The organism is Clavibacter sp. GW821-FHT01D01 (genome assembly GCF_059422605.1).
The window spans coordinates 174,217-190,396 of sequence record NZ_JBWKXC010000005.1 but is presented as its reverse complement, the minus strand read 5'-3'; the positions used below and the strand labels follow the sequence as shown (position 1 = coordinate 190,396).

The window sequence follows — 16,180 nt, the reverse complement described above, 5'->3', positions numbered from 1 at the left end:
GGCCGTTTGCGCGGGCTCCTCGCCCGGCGCAGACTGAGCCCATGGATCCGGCCTCCGCTGCGGCGCTGCTCGGCGTCGACGCGGACGCCGACCGGCCGACCATCAGCCGAGCCTACGCACGGCGCGCACGGGAGACGCATCCCGACCAGCTCCCCGGGGCCACCCCCCAGCAGCTGCGGGCTGCGCACGAGCGGTTCGTCCAGCTGACCCTGGCGCGCGACGCCCTGCTGCTGGGCCAGCGCGCGCACGCCGGAGCGGGCCCGTCCGCCGGTACTCGTCCGGCAGGCGCTCCGCCGGGACCGCCGCGCCCGCCGTCCCCCTCCCCGACCACGGAGCGGCTGTCGCCGTACGGGCGCTCACGGCGCGAGCGGGCGCGACGCGGTCTCGGACCCTCCATCGCCGCGGTCTGCGCGCTGGCGGGCGTGCTCGTCGTGCTCGTGAGCTTCCAGGACTCCACGCGCGCCCGGTTCACGACCGTCGGCGCCGACCTCACGCAGGGCGCGACCGTCGTCGCGGTCCTCGATCCCGCCTCCCGTGCCAGCGAGTGCGTGGATACGAGCTCCTGCACCCTCCTCGACATGACCGCCCCCGAGGACTGCAGCGCCGCCCTGGTCCGCTTCGAGGTCACGACCGGGCGGTCGGACGACGGCCGGGAGACCGAGAGCCGGGAGCTCGGCGCGGTGCGCGCGGGGTCCCCGGCGCGCGTCGTCCTCGGCGGGGTCGATCCGGAGCTCGTGTACCTGGGGTGCGAGCCCGGCTGAGGTCCCGGCGGCACCGGGGGCACGCGTCCTGGGGCCGTCGGATGGCCGGCCCGCGGGCCGCATCCGCGCTCCGCCGGTCAGGAGGTGCGGACGAGCACCGTCCCGGAGAAGACGTCGTGGAGGCCGCGCTGGTCGGCGTTCCACACGACGGCGGGCAGGACGAGGCAGACGAGGACGGTGCGCACGGCGGGCCGCCACAGCGACACGTAGCCGCCTCTGAGGGGCCGGACGCGCATGCCGAGCACGACGTGCCCCACGCTCCCGCCGAGCGTGACGATCAGGACGTACTGCATCACCGCGAAGACCGCGAGCGTGGCCGTGGCGTCGTAGGCGAAGAAGGCCCAGGAGACGAGCACGGCGAGGGCCCAGTCGATGCAGATGCCCAGGATGCGGCGGCCGGCGCGGGCGACGGAGCCGCGTCCGCGCTCCGGGAGCCCGAGCCGCTCCCCCGGCCAGCGGTTGCGGGACGGATCGCCGAGTTCGGGGTACGTGGGAGTCGCGGGCACCTCCCGATCCTAGGCGCGCATCCCGCGGATCCCCTGATCCGCTGGGGATGCCGGGGGCTCGCGACGCGCCCGGGGTCGTCTGCGTAACATCGCGGAAACACGGCGGTTATGGCGAGGTAACCCCTTCCCCCTAGGGTCGGAGAGGCTGAATCCGTCAGTCCCATCCGCTCCGGCCCCCCTTTTGGAGACACCACATGTTCAGAGACTCATCCGAGGTGCTCGCGTTCATCAAGGACACCGACGTCAAGTTCCTCGATATCCGGTTCACCGACCTCCCCGGGGTGCAGCAGCACTTCAACATCCCCGCGTCGACCGTCGACGAGGAGTTCTTCTCCGTCGGCCAGCTGTTCGACGGCTCCTCGATCCGCGGCTTCGCGAGCATCCACGAGTCCGACATGCAGCTCATCCCCGACGTGACGACGGCGTACGTCGACCCGTTCCGCATCGAGCGCACGCTCATCATGGTGTTCGACATCTACAACCCCCGCAACGGCGAGATCTACGCCCGCGACCCGCGCCAGGTGGCCAAGAAGGCCGAGAAGTTCCTCGCCGCGTCCGGCATCGCCGACACCGCGTTCTTCGCCCCCGAGGCCGAGTTCTACATCTTCGACGACGTCCGCTACGAGGTGAACCAGCACACGAGCTTCTACTCGGTCGACTCCGAGGAGGGCGCCTGGAACTCGGGACGCGAGGAGGAGGGCGGCAACCTCGGCAACAAGACGCCGTACAAGGGCGGCTACTTCCCCGTCAGCCCCGTCGACAAGCAGGCCGACCTGCGCGACGACATCAGCCTCAAGCTGATCGACGCGGGCCTCATCCTCGAGCGCGCGCACCACGAGGTGGGCACCGGCGGCCAGGCCGAGATCAACTACCGCTTCGACACCATGGTGCACGCGGCGGACGACATCCTGAAGTTCAAGTACATCGTCAAGAACACGGCCGAGCAGTGGGGCAAGACGGCCACGTTCATGCCGAAGCCGCTCTTCGGCGACAACGGCTCGGGCATGCACACGCACCAGTCGCTGTGGAACGACGGCAAGCCGCTCTTCTACGACGAGGCCGGCTACGGCGGGCTCTCCGACCTCGCACGCTGGTACATCGGCGGAATCCTGAAGCACGCGCCGGCGATCCTGGCGTTCACGAACCCGACGGTGAACTCCTACCACCGCCTGGTCCCCGGCTTCGAGGCGCCCGTCAACCTGGTCTACTCGGCCGGCAACCGCTCGGCGTCGATCCGCATCCCGATCACGGGCACGAACCCCAAGGCCAAGCGCATCGAGTTCCGCGCGCCCGACGCCTCGAGCAACCCGTACCTCGCGTTCGCGGCGCAGCTCATGGCCGGCATCGACGGCATCAAGAACCGCATCGAGCCGCACGAGCCCGTCGACAAGGACCTCTACGAGCTCCCGCCCGAGGAGGCGAAGAACATCCCGCAGGTCCCTGCGTCGCTCGGTGCGGCCCTCGACGCCCTCGAGGCCGACCACGACTTCCTCACGGCGGGCAACGTGTTCACGCCCGACCTCATCGAGACGTGGATCGAGTACAAGCGCGAGAAGGAGATCAAGCCCCTCGCGCAGCGCCCGCACCCGTTCGAGTTCGAGCTGTACTACGGCGTCTGATCGCCACCCGGGCGTGCCCTGACCGGCCGTCCGCACTACGGGCCGTCCTCCTCCGGGAGGGCGGCCCGTCGCCGTCGGACCGGCGCGGGCCGGGGCGCGAGCCGGTCGTCCGCGGACGCCTCAAGCCCCGCGCGGATCCGGGCGGTCGTCGATGCCGTAGAAGAGCCGCTCGAAGACGGCCCGGGAGCGGCGCGTCACCCCCAGGTACTCCTCCTCGAGCACCGATGCGGAGCCCGGCGGGTACTCCAGGAGCCGCGCGATCGCGTCGAGGGCCGCCCGGTCGGCGGGCAGAACGTCGGCGGTGCGGTTCGTCCACAGCGTCATCGCGGATCGGACGCGGGACGCGAGCACCCAGGCGTCCCGCAGGCGCCCCGCGTCCTCCGCGTCCATGAGGCCCGCGTCCACGGCGGCGTCGAGGGCGCCCGTGGTCGTCGGCGTACGCAGGGCGGGGTGGTCGTGCGCGTGCTGCAGCTGGATCAGCTGCACCAGCCACTCCACGTCGCTCAGCGAGCCGCGGCCGAGCTTCAGGTGGCGCGTGGGGTCCGCGCCCTGCGGGAGCCGCTCGTTCTCGACCCGGGCCTTGATCCGCTTGATCTCGCGGACGTCGGCGTCGCCGATGCCGACCGGGTACCGGAAGCGGTCCGCGAGGGCGGTGAAGTCCGCGATGAGGCCGCTGTCGCCGACGACGCCCCGCGCCCGGAGGAGCGCCTGGGCCTCCCACGTCAGCGACCAGCGCTCGTAGTAGGCGCGGTAGGACGCGAAGGAGCGCACGACCGGTCCGTTGCGTCCCTCCGGGCGGAGGCCGGTGTCGAGGTCGAGCGGCAGGCGCGAGTCCTCGGTGAGGCGCGTCAGCTCGGCGACGATGAGCTGCGCGCGGCGCTGCGCGAGCTCGGGGTCCATGCCCGCGATCGGGCGGAACACGTGCATGACGTCGGCGTCGGATCCGAAGCCGAGCTCCGCCCCGCCGTAGCGCCCCATGGCGACCACGGCGAACTCGGGCCACGGCCCGTCCTCGCGGCGGATCGCGCGCATCACGCCGCGCAGGGTGGCGGTCGTGATGTCGGCGAGCGACGGACCCAGCGTCTCGACGTGGGTGACCCCCACGATCGCGCCGATCGCGAGCCGCAGGATCTCCCGGCGACGCAGGGTCCGGAGCGCGGCTGCGGCGGCGTCGGCCGTGGGATGCCGGTTGACCGTCGCGACGGCCTCCTCCTCGAGCGCTGCCCAGGTCCGCGGGCGGAGGTCCTCGTCGCGGGCGAGCCAGGCGGCGGCCTCGGGGACGCGGTCGAGGAGCTCGGAGACGTAGCGGGATCCGGAGAGCACCTGGGCGAGGCGCTGGGCGGCCCCCGCGGAGTCGCGCAGCATCCGGAGGAACCACGTCGCCTCCCCCAGCGCCTCGCTGAGGCGGCGGAACGCGAGCAGGCCGTGGTCGGGATCCGGCCCGTCGGCGAACCACTGCAGCAGCACGGGCAGCAGATGGCGCTGGATGGCGGAGCTGCGCGACACGCCCTGCGTGAGCGCCCGGATGTGCCCGAGGGCGCCGCGGGCGTCGACGAACCCGATCGCCGAGAGCCGCGCGGCGGCCTGGTCGCTGGTGAGCGCGAGGGTCTCCTCGGGGAGCGACGCGACGGCGGCGAGCAGCGGCCGGTAGAACAGGCGCTCGTGCAGCGTGCGGACGCGCGTCTTGGTCGTGGTCCACCGCGTCACGAGCTCCTCGGCCCGGGCGTCGAGCCCGGTGCTCCGCGCGAGGACGCGGAGGCGCTCCTCGTCCGTGGGCATGAGGTGCGTGCGGTGCAGGCGCTCCAGCTGCAGGCGGTGCTCGAGCAGCCGGAGGTAGCGGTAGTCGCGGGCGAAGTCCCCGGCCTCGGTGCGGCCGATGTAGCCGGCGTCGGCGAGGGCCACGAGCGCCGGCAGCGTGCCCCGGTGCCGGACCTCCTCGTCGGTCTGCCCGTGCACGAGCTGCAGCAGCTGCACGGTGAACTCGATGTCCCGGATCCCGCCCGGCCCGAGCTTGATCTGCTGGTGCAGCTGGTCCGCGGGGATGTTGTCCGTCACGCGGGTGCGCATGCGCTGCACCTGCCCGACGAAGCCCTCCCGGCTCGCGCTCGACCACACCAGGGGCGCGACGGCCTCCGCGTAGCGCTGCCCCAGCTCCGCGTCGCCGGCAAGCGGCCGGGCCTTGAGGAGCGCCTGGAACTCCCAGTCCTTCGCCCAGCGCTCGTAGTACGCGAGATGCGAGTCGAGCGTCCGGACGAGCGCACCGGCCTTGCCCTCCGGGCGGAGGTTGGCGTCGACCTCCCAGAGGGCCGGCTCGACCTCGTGCTCGTCGATCCCCCGCATCGCGAGGACCGCGAGCCGGGTGGCGAGCTCGACGGCGCGGTGCGGCTCGATGACGGGGTCGCCGCCCGCATCCGTGGCGGCCTCCGCGACGAAGATGACGTCGACGTCGCTCACGTAGTTGAGCTCGCGGGCCCCGGCCTTGCCCATCCCGATGACCGCGAGCCGGGTCGCGCGGATCTCCTCGGGCCGGGCCCGGCCGAAGGTGCCGGGGGCGGAGAGCTCGGCGCGCGCGACCGCCAGCGACGCCTCGAGGGCAGCACCGGCGAGGTCGGCGAGGGCGGCGGTGACGGGGCGGACGGCGACGAGGGGATCCGGGTGCACGAGGTCCCAGGCGGCGACGCGCGCGACCAGCGCGCGGTAGCGGATGCGCAGCGCCGCCCGCGCCGGGGTCCCCGTGAGGGCGGCGACCCCGTGCTCGTCCGCGCCGACGGCGGCGAGCAGCTGCTCCCGCACGTCGTCCGGCGAAGGCGCGTGGCCGAGCGGCAGGGCGAACGCGTCGAGCTCGGCCGGGTGCCGGACCAGGAACTCGGCCAGCCCCTCCGACGAGCCGAGGACACGGGCGAGGCGGTGCCGGGAGTCTCCGTCGTCGAGGACGGCGCGCGTCCGGTCCGGGTCGGTCCCCAGCAGCCGCACGAGCGCGTCGAGGGCGCCATCGGGGTCCGCGCTGGGGGTGAGCGCGTCGACCAGGTCCGCCTCCGCCCAGCCCGACAGCTCGGCCGCCTCCGTCAGGGTCGCCCCGACCTCGCTCAGCCGGGCGAAGCCGGCGCGGGCGAGCGCGCCGATCAGTGTCTGTCCGCGTCTCATCGGCTGCTCCGGACTCGTCGGATGCCGCCCGGGGTGCCGGTCGGCCGGTGGGTGGCCCGGGTCAGAGCATCTCGAGGTTGGAGCGCAGCTCGTACGGCGTCACCTGGGCGCGGTAGTCGCGCCACTCCTGCCGCTTGTTGAGCAGCACGTAGTTGAACACCTGCTCCCCCAGCGTCTCGGCGACGAGCTCGGAGCGCTCCATGAGCTGGATGGCGTGGTCGAGGCTCGACGGCAGCGGCGCGTAGCCGAGGGCACGCCGCTCGGCGTCGCTGAGGCTCCACACGTTGTCCTCCGCCTCCGCCGGGAGCTCGTAGCCCTCCTCGATGCCCTTGAGGCCGGCGGCCAGCATGAGCGAGAAGGAGAGGTAGGGGTTCGCCGCGGAGTCGATCGCCCGGTACTCGACCCGGGAGCTGTTGCCCTTGTTCGGCTTGTACAGCGGCACGCGCACGAGCGCGGACCGGTTGTTGTGCCCCCAGGTGACGAAGCTCGGGGCCTCACCGCCGCCCCAGAGCCGCTTGTAGGAGTTCACGAACTGGTTCGTGACGGCCGTGATCTCCGGGGCGTGCCGGAGCAGGCCCGCGATGAACTGGCGTCCGATGGTGGAGAGCTGGTACTCGGCTCCGGACGCGTAGAAGGCGTTGACGTCGCCCTCGAACAGCGACATGTGCGTGTGCATGCCGCTCCCGGGCTGCGCGGCCAGCGGCTTCGGCATGAACGTCGCGTAGACGCCCTGCTCGATCGCCACCTCCTTGATGACCGTGCGGAAGGTCATGATGTTGTCGGCGGTGGTGAGGGCGTCCGCGTAGCGGAGGTCGATCTCGTTCTGGCCGGGGCCCGCCTCGTGGTGGCTGAACTCGACGGAGATGCCGAGGTCCTCGAGCATCCGGACGGACCGCCGGCGGAAGTCGTGCGCCGTGCCGCCGGGCACGTTGTCGAAGTAGCCCGCCGCGTCGACCGGCTCGGGGCCGTCGACGCCGAACTCGGACGACTTGAGGAGGTAGAACTCGATCTCCGGGTGCGTGTAGAAGGTGAAGCCGCGGTCGGCCGCCTTCTCCAGCGTGCGCTTCAGGACGTTGCGCGGATCCGCGATGGCGGGCTGGCCGTCCGGCGTGGAGATGTCGCAGAACATGCGCGCGGTCGGGTCGATCTCCCCGCGCCAGGGCAGGATCTGGAACGTCGTCGGATCCGGGTGGGCCAGCATGTCGGCCTCGTACGAGCGGGTGAGGCCCTCGATGGCCGAACCGTCGAACCCGAGGCCCTCGGCGAACGCGCCCTCGACCTCCGCCGGGGCGATGGCCACCGACTTCAGGGTGCCGGTCACGTCGGTGAACCACAGGCGCACGAACTTGATCCCGCGCTCCTCGATCGTCCGCAGGACGAAGTCACGCTGCTTGTCCATCCACCTGCCCTCTCGTCGGTCTCCAACCTACCGGCTGACCAGGGGCGCGACGGCCCGCCACGGAGGCCCGCCGTAGACTTCCGGACATGCAGACCCCCGACGCTGCCGTCACCCCGCCCGAGCCCGCCCGCCTCCCCCCGGAGCCCGCCGCACCGCCCAAGCGGGTCCGCATCCGGCACTTCGCGCGGGCCAAGGAGCAGGGCCTCAAGATCACCGGGCTCACCAGCTACGACATGCTCACGGCGGGCGTGTTCGACGAGGCCGGGATCGACTTCCTCCTGGTCGGCGACTCCGCCGGCAACACCGTGCTCGGCTACGACACGACGGTCCCCGTCACGGTCGACGAGCTGATCCCGCTCGCCCGCGCCGTCGCGGCCTCCGCCCAGCGCGCGCTGGTCGTCGCCGACCTGCCGTTCGGCTCCTACGAGTCGGGTCCCGACCAGGCGCTGGCGACCGCGGTGCGCTTCATGAAGGAGGCGCGCGCCCACGCCGTGAAGCTCGAGGGCGGGGTGCGGAGCGCGGAGCAGATCCGCCGGGTGGTGTCCTCCGGCATCCCGGTCATGGGCCACGTCGGCTTCACCCCGCAGAGCGAGCACGGTCTGGGCGGGCACATCATCCAGGGGCGCGGCGACGCCGCCGAGGCACTGCTCGCCGACGCCCGCGCCGTCGAGGACGCGGGGGCCTTCGCCGTCGTCCTGGAGATGGTGCCGCAGGAGATCGCCCGCCGCGTCAGCGCGGAGCTGCGGATCCCGACCATCGGCATCGGCGCCGGCAACGGCACCGACGGGCAGATCCTCGTGTGGACCGACTTCGCGGGCCTCACCGCGGGGCGCGTCCCGCGGTTCGTCCGTCGCTATGCGGACATGCGCGCGGTCCTCCTGGACGCCGCGACGCGCTACCGGGACGACGTCACCAGCGGCGCGTTCCCCGCCGAGGCGGAGAGCTACTCCGACTGACGGTACGGGCGCGGCCGTGGGCTCCTCCCCACGAGCTGTGCCTAGTCGTCGTCGCGCTCCTCGGCGGCCCACTGCTCGGCGCGCTCGCGCAGCCGCTGTGGTGCCCGTGCAGCCTCCTCGGCGGTGGCGAAGGGGCCGATGCGGTGGGCGGCCGGGGACAGCATCCCCTTCTCCACCTCGCCCGTGCGGTCGTCGTACCAGTACTGCTCGTCGGTGTCGCTCATGCTGCCGATGGTAGGCCCGTCCGCGGGTCGCGCGGAGGGCCAACCGGGGTCGGCCAGCCGGTAGGGTCGCTCTCATGAGCGACGACGCGACGACCGCAATCGGCATCGACATCGGCGGGACGGGCATCAAGGGCGCGATCGTCGACGTCGCGACCGGCGAGCTGCGCAGCGAGCGCGTCAAGCTGCCGACGCCGCAGGGCGGCGAGCCGGAGGACATCGTCGCCACCGTGAAGCAGATCATCGAGGCGCTCGGCGAGGTCCCCGCGGGAACACCGCTCGGCGTCTGCTTCCCCGCCGCGATCGTGCACGGCACGACCATGTCGGCGGCCAACGTCTCCCCGACCTGGATCGGGCTCGAGGCGGAGAAGCTGTTCGAGGAGCGCCTCGGGCTCGAGATCACGTTCGTCAACGACGCGGACGCAGCCGGCTACGCCGAGGCGCGCTACGGCGCCGCGAAGGACGTGCGGGGCCTCGTCATCATGACCACCCTGGGCACGGGGATCGGGACGGCGCTGATCCACGACGGCGTCCTCATCCCGAACGCCGAGCTCGGCCACATGGACGTCGCCGGACGCCGCGACTTCGAGCGTCGGGCCTCGTACGCCGCGAAGGAGCGCGCCCACCTCAACTGGAAGCGCTGGGCCGCGCGGCTGCAGGTCTACTACGGGCAGCTCGAGAAGCTCATGTGGCCGGAGCTGTTCATCGTGGGCGGGGGCGTGTCCAAGAACCACAAGCACTTCCTGCCCCTGCTGCGGCTCCGCACCCCGATCGTCCCCGCGGAGCTCCGCAACAACGCGGGCATCATGGGCGCCGCGGCCCTCGCCGCGCACGCCGTGGGCGCGAGCACCCACGCCCCGGCGTCCGACCTGGTGGACAAGACCAAGCCCGAGGACTGACGCCACCCGGCCACGGGCCGGGCGCACGGCAGGACGGCCGGGACCCGCGGGGTCCCGGCCGTCCGGTCGTGATGCGCGAGGTGCGGATGGGCCGGCTGATACGCCGGGTTCTGTCCCGGTGCCGGAGCACCATGGACGGCCATCTATCTCGGAGCTGCGTCACCGCAGCCCTCCAGCGGTCTACCCGGGGACTGGACGAGCAGCCTGTGCGTCCCCTGTTCGACCTTGCTCCGGGCGAGGTTTGCATAGCCGACCCGATCACTCGGGCCGCTGGTGGTCTCTTACACCGCCGTTTCACCCTCACCCGCCGCTCGCGCGACGGGCGGTCTGCTCTCTGTTGCACTGTCTCGCGGGTCGCCCCGGGTGGGTGTTACCCACCGCCCTGCTCTGTGGAGCCCGGACGTTCCTCGACGCGGCCGGTCCCGGAGGATCGACCGCGGCGCGACCGTCTTGCCGACCCATCCGCGTGAACGATCCTAGGGGTGCGCGACGCGATGGTCGCGCCGAGGCGCCTAGAGGCCCGACTCGTCCGTGCGGACGAGGATCGCGCTGGACTCGGGATCCAGCACCACGTCGTCGGGGGCGAGCTTGCGGAGGGCGTCCAGGTCGCTCTGGTTCAGCGTGATGTTGCTGCCGAGCGAGATCCCGCGGTGCAGCATCGCGGCCCCGACGCCGTAGCGGGCGCGCTGCTTCTCGTAGAGGGCGATGAGGTCCGCCGGGAACCGGGGCGCGAGCGCGTCGCGGTCCTTCTGCGCCTGCTCGGCCTGGACCCGCAGCTCCGCGGCCGCCGCGTCCCGCTCCGCCTCGGCCCGGGCGATGCGCTCCGCCAGCCCGTCGCGCTCGACGACGACCTCCCCCTGCGCCGCCTGCGCCTCCTCGAGCCGCTGCATGACCTCGAGCTGGACCTCCTCCAGGGCGTCGCGACGGCGCAGCAGCGACTCGAGCTCGCGCTCGAGCGCCTGGACGTCCTTCGAGCTGCCGCCCGACTCGATGCGGGTGCGGTCGCGGTCCATGCGCGCCTGCACGACGGCGACGTCGGACTCGATGCGCGAGAGCTCCGTGCGCGCGTCCTCGACGACGCCCGTCCGCTCCCCGAGCCGCCGGCGGACCAGCTCCATCTCCCGCTGGAGCGCGTCGATCTCCTTCAGCTGCGGGAGCTGCCCGAGCTGCCGCTTCAGGTGCGTGAGCCGGGTGTCGATCTCCTGCAGGTCGAGGAGCTCCTTCTGGATGCTCGGATCTGCCTTCATGCTCTCCCTCTCGTGGTGCGGCGCCGCCGGCCGGTGCGGGTGCGCGGTGCTGTCGTGGATGCGCGCCCGCGGGCGCGCGGTGGGCGGTCACTGCGTGACGACGAAGTCCCAGGGGTCGGTGCGGATGTCGCTGACCGTGACCTCGACGTCCGGCAGGGCTGACCGCAGGGTGTCCGCGGCCTGGTCGAGCCACAGCCACTCGCTGGCCCAGTGGGAGGTGTCGACGAGGTAGGGCGTGCCGCCGCGGAGGGCCGCCGACTCGCGCGCCTCGCTCGCGGGATGGTGCCGCAGGTCGGAGGTGACGTACACGTCCGCCCCGGTCACGCCGGCGGACGCGAGGAGCGAGTCGCCCGCGCCCCCGCAGAGCGCGACGCGCGTGACGGGAGCGTCGTAGGGGCCGGAGACCCGGATCCCCGTGGCGGTCGGGGGCAGGATGCGCGCGAGCTCCCCCGCCAGGCGGCCGAGCGTGGTGGGCGCCGGCAGGTCGCCGACGCGCCCGATGCCGCGAACGCCGCCCTCGGCGGGCTCGAGCGGGCGGACGGTCTCGGGGACGAGGCCGAGGAGCGCGGCGAGCCGGCCCGAGGTCCCCTCCTCCACCACGTCCGCCGTGGTGTGCGCGGCGTGCAGGGCGCAGTCCCCGCGGATCAGGTCGGCGAGGAGCGCGCCCTTGTAGCCGGTCTCGGCGACGGAGGTGATGCCGCGCAGGAGGAGCGGATGGTGGACCAGCAGCAGGTCGGCGTCGGCGGCCAGGGCCTCGTCGACGGTGGCGCGCACGGCGTCGACCGCGAGGTGGATCCGGCGCACGGGGCGGCCGGTGTCCCCCGACACGAGTCCTGACGCGTCCCAATCGGATGCGCCGGAAGGCGGCCAGGCGTCCTCGACGGCACGGACGACGTCGGCGAGGGTGGGGATCACGGTCCCATCGTAACGACGGCGGGGTCGCGGCCCGTCACCGTGCGGTGCGGTCAGTCGCGTCGGGCGGAGCGGCGGGAGGCGTCGCCGCGCTCGGACGGGGCGTCGTCGTCCGCGGCGTCGGAGGACCGGGCCGGCGACGGGACGAGCGGCTCGAGCGGCCACAGGCTCCGCTGGGCGGATCCGCGGTGCGTGCTGGATCCGTGCGTCGCGGCGTCGACGACCGACCAGGCGGCGGCGTCCTCGGCCGTGTCGGAGCTCATGGGGCCGATGCTACCGCGACACGCCCGCGGTGACACGGGTGGCGCCGTGGGTGGATGCGCCGTCGCAGGGAGGCCGATGGCCCGTGGAGGCTCGGCCGCACCGACTCAGCGCACGCCGCGGGCGGTGAGCGCGTCGCCGAGCTCGTCGGCGTGCTTCAGGGCGACGACGAGGAAGGGCACGACGAAGGTGCGGAGGCCCGGGCGGGCGCCGCGGGCCCGCTGGGCCTGTCGGACGTCCCACGCGAGCCGGCCGAGCACCGGGACGGTCCCCGCGGTCACCGTGAGCAGCAGCGACACCCGCTCGGTGTCGACGCCGATCCGCTGGAGGGGACGCAGCCCGCGCTCGATGCCGTCCAGGAGCTCCGTCATAGTGGTGGTGAGCACGAGCAGGCCCGCGATCGCGATCGCCGCCGTGACGCGCGCGGTGTTCGCGACCGCGGGCTCCGGTCCGAGCAGGACGAGCTGGCTGACGAGCGTGAAGAGCATCACCCAGCGCACGGCGCGCACCTGGCCGGCCAGCCGCCGGAGGCCGAGCGCGCCGTCCCCGAGCTGGGCTCCCGCGTAGGCGCCCACGGTGACGACGGCCGCCGCGCCGGCCGCCCACCAGGTGGAGGGCAGGAGCGAGACGCCCAGCACGACGGCCATCAGCAGGAGGAGCTCCCGTCCCGCGGGCATGCGACCGAGCCGGCCGCGCCGCGCATCGCCGAGGGTCACCCGAGCATCGCCTCGTACGCGTCGACGACCTCACCCGGTCCTCCGCTCCGGATCACCCGCCCGCCGGCGAAGAGCACGGCGGCGTCGCACCGGGCGGCGGCGGCGAGGTCGTGCGTGACGAGCACGAGCCGGTGCCCCTCCTCGAAGAGGTGGTCGGCGACCCGGCGCGCGTTCCGGGCATCGAGGTACGCCGTCGGCTCGTCCGCGACCACCAGCTCGGGTCGACGGACGAAGGCGCCCGCGAGGGCGAGCAGCTGCTTCTGCCCGCCGGAGAGCTCGTGCGACGAGCGCTCCGCGAGATGCGCGATGCCGAACCGCCGCAGCGCCTCGGCGACGCGCGCCGCGGACTCGGCGCGGGGCAGCCGCTCCGGACGCAGCGAGAACGCGACGTCCTCCGCGACGGTGGGCATGACGATCTGCGCATCCGGGTTGCTGAAGACCAGCGCGACGCGGCGTCGGAGCTCCCGCGGGCCGCCGGCCGGGTCGACGCCGAGGACGCGCAGCTCACCGGAGCTGCGCTCCACGAGGCCGCCGACGAGCCGGGCGAAGGTGCTCTTGCCGGATCCGTTCTCGCCGATGACGGCCAGGGTGCGCGCGTCCACGTCGAGCGTCACGTCGCGGAGCGCCTCGAGCTCGCCGAGGCGGACGCTGACGCCGTCCAGGTGCAGAGCCGCCGGGGACGCGCCCTCGGGCGTGATCACCGCGTCGCGGTCGTGGCGCCGACCGGCCGGGAGGAGCGCCACCCGCCGGCGCGGCGGAACGCGCGCGGGTACCCGCGGACGAGCGTCATGACGATCCCGGTGGCGATGGTCGCCTTCACGAGGTCCCCCGGGAGGAAGACGAGGCTCGTGAGCGCGGTCTCGGCCAGCGGCAGCCGCGTGACGAGGCTCTGCACGGGGATGCCGACCGCGTAGATGACCGCGATGCCGCCTCCCAGCATCGCGAGCGCGGTGCGCCAGGCCGTGGGCCGCCGTCCGCCCAGGTGCACGACGAGTCCGACGACGGCCGCGCCGAGGATCCAGCCGACGAGGTAGCCGCCGGAGGGCCCGAGGAACACGCCCAGGCCGCCGGTGCCTCCCGACAGCAGCGGGAGCCCGACCGCCACGAGCGCGAGGAGGACGGTGAGCGCGAGCGCGCCGAGGACGGGCCCGAGCACGGCCCCGGCGAGCATGACGCCGAGCGTCTGCGCGGTGATGGGCACGCCGCCCATGACGCTGATGCTGCCGGGCAGGCCCAGCACGGCGACGACCGCGGCCATCACGGCGACGCGAGCGAGGTCGGTGGCGTCGAGCCGGGCCGCGCGCGCGGAGCCGGTGGCGACGGGGCGGGTCGAGGTCATGGGCGTCCTTCGGGTGAGAGGGAGGAGGCGGCGCCTGAACGGCGTTCACCTGAACGCCGTTCACTATAGTGGGGGGCATGGTGCGACAGGGGGCTTCCGGAAGGCGCACCCGCGACGACGTGGCACGCACCGCCCTGCGGATCCTCGACGAGCACGGGCTCCCCGACTTCACCATGCGGCGTCTCGGCGCCGCCCTCGACGTGCAGCCCAGCGCCCTGTACTGGCACTTCCCCGACAAGCAGAGCCTCCTCGCGGAGCTGGCCGACCGGATCGTGGCCGAGGCCGCCGCGCCGCCGGTAGATCCGGGAGCAGGGTGGGGCGAGCGCGTCCGGCAGCAGGCCGCCGCCCTCCGCCGGGCGCTCCTCGCCCACCGCGACGGGGCCGAGGTCGTGGCCAGCACGACCGCGCTCGGGCTGGGCGCCACCGCCGCCCGTGACGCGCTCTCCGCGGCCGTCGCGGCGGGCGGTCTCGGGGAGCGGGAGGCGGCCCGCGCCGCGGCGGCGGTCCTGCACTTCGTGCTGGGGCACGTGACGCACGAGCAGCAGCGGATCGGGCTCCGGCGCCTGGGCTTGCTGCCCGTCGAGATGGACGGCGACGATCCGGACGGGGACTTCGCCTTCGGCCTCGACCTGCTCGTGCGGGGACTGACGACGCGGGCATGACGCGAGGCATCGGGCGGATCGGCGGAGCCGTCGACACCCGTCCGGCCCCCCGAGGGCCCAGCGTCCCTGGCGAGGTGGGCCCTGCCGGGCTCGAACCGACGACATCCACGGTGTAAACGTGGCGCTCTACCAACTGAGCTAAGGGCCCTGGCGTCCGGTGACCCGGCGCCTGGCCATGCTAGCCGAGGGCGTCGGCGCGCCCCCGCTCCGGCGCACCGGCCCGTCGTAGCCTCTCCCCGTGCCCACCCACCCGTCCCGCCGCGCGGCAGCGGAGCCCCGCTGGCCCGCCGCGGCGGGGCTGCTCGTCGCCGTGGCCCTGTACGGCGTCGCGCCGACCGCCGTGCCCTCCGGGGTGCGCGCCGCCGTGGTCGTGATCGCGGTGGCGCTGCTCGTGCCCCTCGTCGCCCTCAACCCACTACGGCTGACCCGCGAGACGGCGTGGTCGCGGGGACTGGGGCTCGCGCTCGGCGGGCTGCTGCTCGTCGCGAACCAGGTGAGCCTCGTCGTGCTGGTGATCGCGCTGGTCGACGCCTCGGAGGCGGGTCCGGAGCTCCTCCTCACGGCGCTCCAGGTGTGGACGACGAACGTCCTGGTGTTCGCGCTGGTGTTCTGGGAGCTCGACCGCGGAGGTCCCGTCGCGCGTCGCACGCGGGAGCGCGCGGCGCTGGCGCCCGCCGACTTCCGCTTCCCCCAGGACGAGGACGCGGGCGCCGTCACCGAGGTCGCCCGCCGCTCGTCGGAGCACGCGGACTGGGTGCCGGGCTTCGTCGACTACGCGTACTTCTCGCTCACGAACTCGATGGCGTACAGCCCCACCGACACCATGCCGCTCAGCCACCGTGCGAAGGCGCTGATGGCGCTCGAGGCCTTCGCCGGCTTCGTGATCCTCGCGCTGGTCATCGCCCGCGCTGTCAACATCCTGAGCTGACGCCCCGTCGGACCGGGCGGTCGTCCGGTCAGGCGGGGACGAGCGCCAGGTCGCGGATCGCGCTGCGGTACGCCTCGAGCTCGCGGGCCTCGCCCGGGGCCGTGATGAAGCTGCCGCGGATGATGCCGCGCGTGTCGATGAGGAAGGTGGCGCGGTTCGCGAACCCCTTCTCCTCGAGGAACACGCCGTACTCCTTCGCCACCTGGCCGTGCGGCCAGAAGTCGGCGAGGAGCTGGAAGTCGATCCCCTGCTGCTGCGCCCACGCGCGCAGCGTGTGCTTGCTGTCGACGCTGATGCCGATGAGCTCCACCCGGCTGTCGGCGAACAGGGCGAGGTTCTCCTCGAGCTGGCACATCTCGCCGGTGCACGTCCCGGAGAACGCCAGGGGGAAGAAGACGAGGGCGACCGCGCGGTGTCCGCGGTACTCGCTCAACCGGACCCGCTCGCCGTACTGGTTGGCGAGCTCGAAGTCGGGAGCCTGTGTGTCGTTGGCCAGGGCCATGGGGTGCGGATCCTTCCGTGCCGGCGAGTGTCTCCTGTCTGGCACGAGGACCGATCCTACGCCGGGGATCCGCGATGTCCAGCGGCGGGCGTGGACGCGCGGCGGGGA

17 protein-coding genes, 1 tRNA gene and 1 other RNA gene are annotated in these 16,180 nt (G+C 73.6%); 6 read left to right on the top strand and 13 right to left on the bottom strand.

The window, feature by feature from the left end:
- The first annotated feature begins 41 nt into the window (after positions 1–41).
- Positions 42–761, top strand: a complete 720-nt coding sequence (locus AC07VC_RS09195) for a J domain-containing protein (protein WP_494675853.1) — start codon at positions 42–44, stop codon at positions 759–761.
- Positions 762–838: 77 nt separating this feature from the next.
- On the opposite strand, the gene AC07VC_RS09190 is transcribed toward AC07VC_RS09195, so the two are convergent.
- The gene (locus AC07VC_RS09190) at positions 839–1,267 is read right to left on the bottom strand and encodes an RDD family protein (RefSeq protein WP_494675852.1); all 429 of its coding nucleotides are present in this window, start codon (positions 1,265–1,267) and stop codon (positions 839–841) included.
- Positions 1,268–1,461: 194 nt separating this feature from the next.
- On the opposite strand from AC07VC_RS09190, the gene glnA reads away from it, so the two are divergent.
- The gene (gene glnA / locus AC07VC_RS09185) at positions 1,462–2,886 is read left to right on the top strand and encodes a type I glutamate--ammonia ligase (protein WP_094115847.1); all 1,425 of its coding nucleotides are present in this window, start codon (positions 1,462–1,464) and stop codon (positions 2,884–2,886) included.
- 120 nt (positions 2,887–3,006) lie between these two features.
- Here the strand turns inward: glnA and AC07VC_RS09180 are convergent, their stop codons facing one another.
- Positions 3,007–6,030 (bottom strand): bifunctional [glutamine synthetase] adenylyltransferase/[glutamine synthetase]-adenylyl-L-tyrosine phosphorylase, encoded by a 3,024-nt coding sequence (locus tag AC07VC_RS09180; RefSeq protein ID WP_494675851.1) that lies wholly within the window; start codon positions 6,028–6,030, stop codon positions 3,007–3,009.
- 61 nt (positions 6,031–6,091) lie between these two features.
- A complete protein-coding gene (locus tag AC07VC_RS09175; protein ID WP_119381111.1) occupies positions 6,092–7,429 on the bottom strand; it encodes a glutamine synthetase family protein in 1,338 nt (445 codons plus the stop codon).
- Positions 7,430–7,515: 86 nt separating this feature from the next.
- On the opposite strand from AC07VC_RS09175, the gene panB reads away from it, so the two are divergent.
- Positions 7,516–8,385 (top strand): 3-methyl-2-oxobutanoate hydroxymethyltransferase, encoded by an 870-nt coding sequence (gene panB / locus AC07VC_RS09170; protein WP_494675850.1) that lies wholly within the window; start codon positions 7,516–7,518, stop codon positions 8,383–8,385.
- 41 nt (positions 8,386–8,426) lie between these two features.
- On the opposite strand, the gene AC07VC_RS09165 is transcribed toward panB, so the two are convergent.
- A complete protein-coding gene (locus AC07VC_RS09165; protein ID WP_494675849.1) occupies positions 8,427–8,609 on the bottom strand; it encodes an SPOR domain-containing protein in 183 nt (60 codons plus the stop codon).
- 74 nt (positions 8,610–8,683) lie between these two features.
- On the opposite strand from AC07VC_RS09165, the gene ppgK reads away from it, so the two are divergent.
- Positions 8,684–9,505: a polyphosphate--glucose phosphotransferase gene (gene ppgK / locus AC07VC_RS09160; RefSeq protein ID WP_104290267.1), complete on the top strand. Its 822-nt coding sequence runs from the start codon at positions 8,684–8,686 to the stop codon at positions 9,503–9,505.
- Positions 9,506–9,588: 83 nt separating this feature from the next.
- Here the strand turns inward: ppgK and rnpB are convergent.
- From rnpB to AC07VC_RS09125, 7 genes are all read right to left on the bottom strand, one after another.
- Positions 9,589–9,966, bottom strand: an RNA gene (gene rnpB, locus AC07VC_RS09155) — RNase P RNA component class A.
- A gap of 51 nt (positions 9,967–10,017) precedes the next feature.
- The gene (locus AC07VC_RS09150) at positions 10,018–10,752 is read right to left on the bottom strand and encodes a zinc ribbon domain-containing protein (RefSeq protein WP_494675848.1); all 735 of its coding nucleotides are present in this window, start codon (positions 10,750–10,752) and stop codon (positions 10,018–10,020) included.
- 87 nt (positions 10,753–10,839) lie between these two features.
- Entirely contained in the window at positions 10,840–11,667 is an 828-nt protein-coding gene (locus tag AC07VC_RS09145; RefSeq protein WP_494675847.1) for a Nif3-like dinuclear metal center hexameric protein, read from the bottom strand.
- Between the two features lie 50 nt (positions 11,668–11,717).
- Positions 11,718–11,927 carry a hypothetical protein gene (locus tag AC07VC_RS09140; protein WP_317228747.1) on the bottom strand — a complete coding sequence of 70 codons (210 nt, stop codon included), beginning with the start codon at positions 11,925–11,927 and terminating at the stop codon, positions 11,718–11,720.
- Positions 11,928–12,032: 105 nt separating this feature from the next.
- Positions 12,033–12,602 (bottom strand): CbiQ family ECF transporter T component, encoded by a 570-nt coding sequence (locus tag AC07VC_RS09135; RefSeq protein WP_494675846.1) that lies wholly within the window; start codon positions 12,600–12,602, stop codon positions 12,033–12,035.
- A 35-nt stretch (positions 12,603–12,637) separates the two neighbouring features.
- Positions 12,638–13,339 (bottom strand): energy-coupling factor ABC transporter ATP-binding protein, encoded by a 702-nt coding sequence (locus AC07VC_RS09130; protein WP_494676566.1) that lies wholly within the window; start codon positions 13,337–13,339, stop codon positions 12,638–12,640.
- Entirely contained in the window at positions 13,339–13,980 is a 642-nt protein-coding gene (locus tag AC07VC_RS09125) for a biotin transporter BioY (protein ID WP_494675845.1), read from the bottom strand. Before AC07VC_RS09125 ends, AC07VC_RS09130 begins: the two co-directional genes overlap by 1 nt.
- A gap of 77 nt (positions 13,981–14,057) precedes the next feature.
- Here AC07VC_RS09125 and AC07VC_RS09120 point away from each other — a divergent pair, with 77 nt between their 5' ends.
- Positions 14,058–14,642, top strand: a complete 585-nt coding sequence (locus AC07VC_RS09120; protein ID WP_494675844.1) for a TetR/AcrR family transcriptional regulator C-terminal domain-containing protein — start codon at positions 14,058–14,060, stop codon at positions 14,640–14,642.
- Positions 14,643–14,717: 75 nt separating this feature from the next.
- On the opposite strand, the gene AC07VC_RS09115 is transcribed toward AC07VC_RS09120, so the two are convergent.
- Positions 14,718–14,790 (bottom strand) — tRNA-Val (locus tag AC07VC_RS09115).
- A gap of 90 nt (positions 14,791–14,880) precedes the next feature.
- Between AC07VC_RS09115 and AC07VC_RS09110 the strand changes: the two genes are divergently transcribed.
- A complete protein-coding gene (locus AC07VC_RS09110; protein WP_494675843.1) occupies positions 14,881–15,570 on the top strand; it encodes a hypothetical protein in 690 nt (229 codons plus the stop codon).
- Between the two features lie 28 nt (positions 15,571–15,598).
- On the opposite strand, the gene AC07VC_RS09105 is transcribed toward AC07VC_RS09110, so the two are convergent.
- Entirely contained in the window at positions 15,599–16,072 is a 474-nt protein-coding gene (locus AC07VC_RS09105) for a peroxiredoxin (RefSeq protein ID WP_317228742.1), read from the bottom strand.
- Positions 16,073–16,180 lie beyond the last annotated feature (108 nt).

Excerpts from the sequence above, each read along its gene's own strand:
- AC07VC_RS09105 (WP_317228742.1), bottom strand. The coding sequence starts at position 16,072 with ATGGCCCTGGCCAACGACACACAGGCTCCCGACTTCGAGCTCGCCAAC.
- AC07VC_RS09125 (WP_494675845.1), bottom strand. The coding sequence starts at position 13,980 with ATGACCTCGACCCGCCCCGTCGCCACCGGCTCCGCGCGCGCGGCCCGG.
- AC07VC_RS09175 (WP_119381111.1), bottom strand. The coding sequence starts at position 7,429 with ATGGACAAGCAGCGTGACTTCGTCCTGCGGACGATCGAGGAGCGCGGG.
- AC07VC_RS09140 (WP_317228747.1), bottom strand. The coding sequence starts at position 11,927 with ATGAGCTCCGACACGGCCGAGGACGCCGCCGCCTGGTCGGTCGTCGAC.
- AC07VC_RS09120 (WP_494675844.1), top strand. The coding sequence starts at position 14,058 with ATGGTGCGACAGGGGGCTTCCGGAAGGCGCACCCGCGACGACGTGGCA.
- panB (WP_494675850.1), top strand. The coding sequence starts at position 7,516 with ATGCAGACCCCCGACGCTGCCGTCACCCCGCCCGAGCCCGCCCGCCTC.
- glnA (WP_094115847.1), top strand. The coding sequence starts at position 1,462 with ATGTTCAGAGACTCATCCGAGGTGCTCGCGTTCATCAAGGACACCGAC.
- AC07VC_RS09165 (WP_494675849.1), bottom strand. The coding sequence starts at position 8,609 with ATGAGCGACACCGACGAGCAGTACTGGTACGACGACCGCACGGGCGAG.
- AC07VC_RS09135 (WP_494675846.1), bottom strand. The coding sequence starts at position 12,602 with ATGCCCGCGGGACGGGAGCTCCTCCTGCTGATGGCCGTCGTGCTGGGC.
- AC07VC_RS09180 (WP_494675851.1), bottom strand. The coding sequence starts at position 6,030 with ATGAGACGCGGACAGACACTGATCGGCGCGCTCGCCCGCGCCGGCTTC.
- AC07VC_RS09195 (WP_494675853.1), top strand. The coding sequence starts at position 42 with ATGGATCCGGCCTCCGCTGCGGCGCTGCTCGGCGTCGACGCGGACGCC.
- AC07VC_RS09150 (WP_494675848.1), bottom strand. The coding sequence starts at position 10,752 with ATGAAGGCAGATCCGAGCATCCAGAAGGAGCTCCTCGACCTGCAGGAG.
- ppgK (WP_104290267.1), top strand. The coding sequence starts at position 8,684 with ATGAGCGACGACGCGACGACCGCAATCGGCATCGACATCGGCGGGACG.